Annotated in this window: 4 protein-coding genes and 1 pseudogene; 1 reads left to right on the forward strand and 4 read right to left on the reverse strand. The window is 43.4% G+C overall.

The genetic code is table 11. The features are described from left to right. Positions 1-80 precede the first annotated feature (80 nt). On the reverse strand, positions 81-791 hold the full coding sequence (locus VB741_RS14655) for a hypothetical protein (RefSeq protein ID WP_323365928.1): 711 nt from the start codon (positions 789-791) through the stop codon (positions 81-83). Between the two features lie 219 nt (positions 792-1,010). Then, positions 1,011-1,703, reverse strand: a complete 693-nt coding sequence (locus tag VB741_RS14660; RefSeq protein ID WP_323365929.1) for a response regulator — start codon at positions 1,701-1,703, stop codon at positions 1,011-1,013. A gap of 309 nt (positions 1,704-2,012) precedes the next feature. Between VB741_RS14660 and VB741_RS14665 the strand changes: the two are divergent. Continuing rightward, positions 2,013-2,222 (forward strand): annotated as a pseudogene (locus VB741_RS14665) (tyrosine-type recombinase/integrase); the annotation flags it as partial. Positions 2,223-2,394: 172 nt separating this feature from the next. On the opposite strand, the gene VB741_RS14670 reads toward VB741_RS14665, so the two are convergent. Next, complete coding sequence (locus VB741_RS14670) at positions 2,395-3,159, reverse strand: hypothetical protein (protein ID WP_323365930.1); 765 nt, start codon at positions 3,157-3,159, stop codon at positions 2,395-2,397. Between the two features lie 480 nt (positions 3,160-3,639). After that, positions 3,640-4,824, reverse strand: a complete 1,185-nt coding sequence (locus VB741_RS14675; protein WP_323365931.1) for a restriction endonuclease subunit S — start codon at positions 4,822-4,824, stop codon at positions 3,640-3,642. Positions 4,825-4,962 lie beyond the last annotated feature (138 nt).

A 4,962-nucleotide genomic window follows, 5' to 3' on the forward strand; every position in this document is an offset into this window, starting at 1 on the left:
CCATAATGGAACTGGCTGATTGTAATGGTTTCAGCCAGTTTCGGACATTCCAGACCGTTTGGGTACTGGGATGTTCTTTTTTAGAGACTTTCACCAGTTAGAGATGAACTTCGCACTGTCCAGTTATCTAAATTTGCCCATTTAAAAGATGCTTTATCCAAGATAGAACCATCAAGTAAAACCCCTTGTAGATGACCACAGAAAAAGTCTGCACTAACCAAGTATAAATTTCGCAAATCAAGAGCGTATTCTTCACCTTTCTTGTATGTTCTTTTACGTCGTGAAATAGCCCTTACAACTGCATGAATATCCTCCGACGTCCTTGGTGAAGTAGGTAAATCTTTCTCCTTGTAAACGTCAATCGCTGTATATTGTCTTGCATATGACATGAAAACTTCCATGATTGTCCAATGATCTTTTTCTGAGTCCCAAGCAATCCTCTCCAGGGCATATATCCCACCAATTCGCTTAGACAAACTATCTTTATCACCTAGCAATTCCATAGCCTGAAAAAAGCTGTTAGTAATTCGAGTCTCATGAGAGATTTGAATTGTTCTAGCCGTAAAATACAAACTAATTAAGATAAATGTTCCACCCAAAACTTGAGTAAGAGTTGAAAAAGTTTCTCGTTCTGCTTGGATACGCTTTTCTGGCTCTTGAATTCTAGTTGCCATTTGTTGCCAGTCAAGATACTTCCAAACAGTGTAGCCACAGGATAGAAAGGCAATTAATATAACAATTATTGGGATTTCTTTGCCTTTAGTAAGAGCACGTATACGGTTTTCTCGCATTAGATATAGAACCTACAACATCTTAAAGATGGGTTGACTCATCACTGGCTTAAAACAATTTCATCAACACCCAATGGCAACTTAACCTTAACCTCTAGCAGATAGTTTAATGGCTGTGCTCTAGCCGATAGCCTAAGCTGTATAACGGGTCTGATCAGCAGTTGCCGAGATCTTTGCATCCCCTCCAGCGAATTCTGTCAACCCGCTGCACCAGAATTTTTATACTGCGCGCCCTAACGTAGACAATACCATTTCAAATAACTCGTTTGCATTATTCGTACACCCAATAGCACCATGACGACGTGATTCTGCAACATGTTCTGGATCTCTTGAACTGGCATAAATGATAAACGGGGTATGATCTCCAGTAGAACGCAGGTGATCGAGGAGTGTATAGCCTGCACGAGGATCAGGAGGTCGTCCCATATCAGAAATAATAGCATCAAATCTTTGTCGAGAAATTCTCTTGAGTGCTTCGTCCGTCGATGTTGCCAATACAAAATTGACCCCCAAAGCCTCAAGTGCTTGACGTGCATAAATATTGTTTTCAGGGCGATCATCAACCCAAAGTACCGTTGACCTACTTACACGTCTAATAGCACGAGGTGTAACGACTTCAGAAACAACGTCTGCGGCTATTTTTGCTTCTTTCGCAGCACTCTCACGATTTGTATCTCCATCAGAACGAGATGCTGCCGCCGCTGCCAAAGCCGCTGCCGCCTCAGCTTGTTTTCTCTTTAAGGAAGCCTCAAATCCAGCTCCCTTTAAGGACAACTCGCCCAAACTTGAAAAGAAATCACGTAAATCTCGACCAAATCGGATCAGAATGAACAGAATCACTGCGGGCCAAATAAGGACGTTTAGCAATTTCGTAATAGCATCAAGTAGCTTAACAATATCGTCAACGCTCACTGTTCACCCAACCAGAATTTGAAACTTACCTTGGCATCCAATCACAGATAACTTTTCAGTGTGCCCCCACAGAAGCTTCAGCAGTATAACTATTATTAGATCTACGTTTTCCGTATATCTACCCCATATAAGCTAGATATACGGATAGTTAGCGGTATATCCACCCTGTAAGACTGGATATCCGGATAATTTTCCATATACTACGCTCATATTGGGTGGACATATAGAAAGTTTCAGTATATCTTCCAAAATTTTATAGCTAGAGCCGACTAGGCAACGTCAAAATTAGTACATGAGATCTATCTTGTGTTTCGTCACAGCTTTGCCACCCATTCGCTGGAAAATGGCTACGACATTCGGACCATCCAGGAGCTGCTCGGTCAGAATGATGTGAAAACCACGATGATCTACACCCATGTCTTAAATCGGGGTGGTCGAGGGGTACGAAGTCCGTTAGATAGTTTAGAACTCAACAGTCGCTTGACGCCCTTTCAAAATCCTTCTGTTCTCAGTGATTAAGCCATTACCCATGTGATGGTCGTTACTCAGAACTCCATTAGCTTAGCTCTGCCGGACGGTGCTACCAAAACCAACCGACAGCTAACGCTCCCAATCACCCGCCGCAGAAACCTTGAACTCTAATCTATAACCTTTCGGCGGTCGGTGCGCATTGGGGTTGTTCGACTGCTGGCTACTCAATTTTAGTTCTGTACCTTAAGGGTATACGCACACAGTGAGGATCGAGAAAATCAATCAGCTCGATCAATCTACTATGAATCAAAACAAGGCGCTCTCCACCAACTTTCGATTCCTTGATGATCACATCAAGATCCTCTTGTAGTGTTATAAACCAACGAGCAAAGTCTGGATCGCTCATTTTCTGAACAAAAGCAGCATAACCAATACACTCATAACCCAGAATTTGATCTGCGGAGCGAGACTTCATCATGATTTCTCCGATCGCGCGCTGTTCTCCATTAAATAGTTGAAATGTTGCATCAAAATTACTTTTACCATTGAATCGGCCTGTACCAAAAGCCTTAGTAATATTCACCAATAACTCACTAAGGTGACGATTTAACTCCAGATCACCCAAATCTAAAAACTGAATCTCCCGTCGCAAAATCTCAACCCATCCAAAATATTCTGCAAAGACATACAGCGTATTAATAATCAAATATTCTTGTTCAGATAGACATCGCTGATCAAAATTCTGCAAAACACGGTTCTGATGAATATTGAACAAACGGCTTTGAAGATCGATTGCTGCTCGTAACAGTGGATCTCGGTACTTTGACATTAAGGCAGCCGTTTGAGCTTCGCGCGATTTAGCCTCACGCTCTTTAGCAAGACGATCAGATAGCTGTGTTACACGCATCTGTCCATAAATGCTGATAATAGCGCTAATGACTGCAACGATTGTCGCAAGGATTGCAGTAACAACTTCAGGCTTCATTGTAACTGTGTTGTATAAGTGAAAAGCTGTATCTGATCGAAAGATTTTACTGTATTGCCCACTGAAGATAAAGCAGTCGAACTATTATTAGATCTACTTTTTCTGTATATCCACCCTGTAAGACTGGATATACAGATAACTATCCGTATACTACGCCCATCTTGGGTGGACATATAGAAAGTTTCAGTATATCTTCCAAAATTTTATAGCTAGAGCCGACTAGGCAACGTCAAAATTAGTACATGAGATCGCACCAAAGCTAGGGTTATGTACTGCGGCAAATATCACGTTCAGAGAGCTGCTTCTGATCCATGATTCAACGGCGAACTTGTGCTTGGGTTCCAGAAGGCAATCAGTTCAGAGCGCTAGCTGAACTGGGGAGCACCATTAAATCGAGGATAACCGAAATTTACTGAGGATCGCACCCATGCGGTAGTGAATGCCCTGCGCCAAGGCATCATTAAACTTTAAGCTCAACGGTTACACCTGCGCCATCACGGCGTTGAGCAGGTCGGTTTGTTTGGTTTGAGCAGCGGAGATCGCCCCTTCTAAGCGATCGCACAGTGCCATCAGTTGATCGAGTTTAGCGACAATGCGGTGTTGTTCGGCGAGGGGTGGAAGTGGAAGTGGAAGACTTTTTAGTGTCGTTTGATTGATCTTGGGCATGGTTCCAGATGTACCAGATGCACGAGATCGAAGAAAGTTACGACAAGGCTCAGAACTCATGGCTAGATAGATGAAGTTCGTATCAATCTCTGACGATACACGTAGTTTCATCATTAAATCAGGATAGATAAAGCGATTTGGCTCGCCTCGATATACGGCTGAGACACCAACATATTCCAAGGTATTACCGCGCTGAACGAGAATATCGCCATCACAGAGCCAAAGATTTGAATCTGGTGAAATTTCGTTGGCAATGAATTTTGAGTGTTCTCCTTTGAATTTTCCAGAAGTTGTTGCACTGAGCGTCAGAGAACGCACTGACGTTTCATAATCTACAGCTTTAGGCGAAAATCCATTGGTTGGTCCAGATACCAAAATAGAGCCTAGGCACTTCCATTTCCAGTGTATAGGAATTTCATATTCTAGTGGCTGAGGCTGGCTTTCCTTTAACTTTCCTAGGTTAAGTTTCTCCCGTTCTACCAATACCCTGCTCAGCAAATGATCTACAGGTTCATCGTTGGGATCTTGGGGGACTAATTTGCCCATGACGGCGAGTTGGAGGATGGTTTTGCGGAGTTCGGCGACGGTTTCTTTGACGGAGTAGAGTTCGCTGAAGTGTTGGGTGATGAAGTGCCAAGCGGCGGTGAAGTCGTCGTTGTCTTGGGCGGTCAGGAGGCGATTGAGTGCTGCGGTGTGGACGGTGATGAGTTTTTGGGCGCGATCGCTCCGCAGTTTTTCCAGCTCATCACAACGCGCCATTAATTGGTCAATTTTGGCAACAATCCGACGTTGTTCCGCGAGGGGTGGGAGAGCTATTAACATATTGTTTAATTGCCCAAGATAAATCCCTTTTTGTGCCGTACCCTTACCATGCTCTAAATAATAGTTGATGCATAACGGCGCACCAAGATGTCTGCATAAAAAATCTGAACTGATAGGTGTACTGATAACCGCGACACTGCGCTGAAGAAGAAACTTTGGCGCATCATTTGGCACCACAGCAGGTCTTCCAACTGGAGTTTAGACAAAAAATGTTGAGAGAGCGATCAGCCCTTGAGCCAGATCGCTCCATAGACGAAGCTGAGGAAACACAACTAACCTCAATCGTCTATGAACAGTGTTACCAACCTCAAAGCA

The organism is Leptothoe sp. PORK10 BA2 (assembly GCF_034932105.1).
Classification (GTDB): domain Bacteria; phylum Cyanobacteriota; class Cyanobacteriia; order Phormidesmidales; family Phormidesmidaceae; genus Leptothoe.

Excerpts from the sequence above, each read along its gene's own strand:
- VB741_RS14655 (WP_323365928.1), bottom strand. The coding sequence starts at position 791 with ATGCGAGAAAACCGTATACGTGCTCTTACTAAAGGCAAAGAAATCCCA.
- VB741_RS14670 (WP_323365930.1), bottom strand. The coding sequence starts at position 3,159 with ATGAAGCCTGAAGTTGTTACTGCAATCCTTGCGACAATCGTTGCAGTC.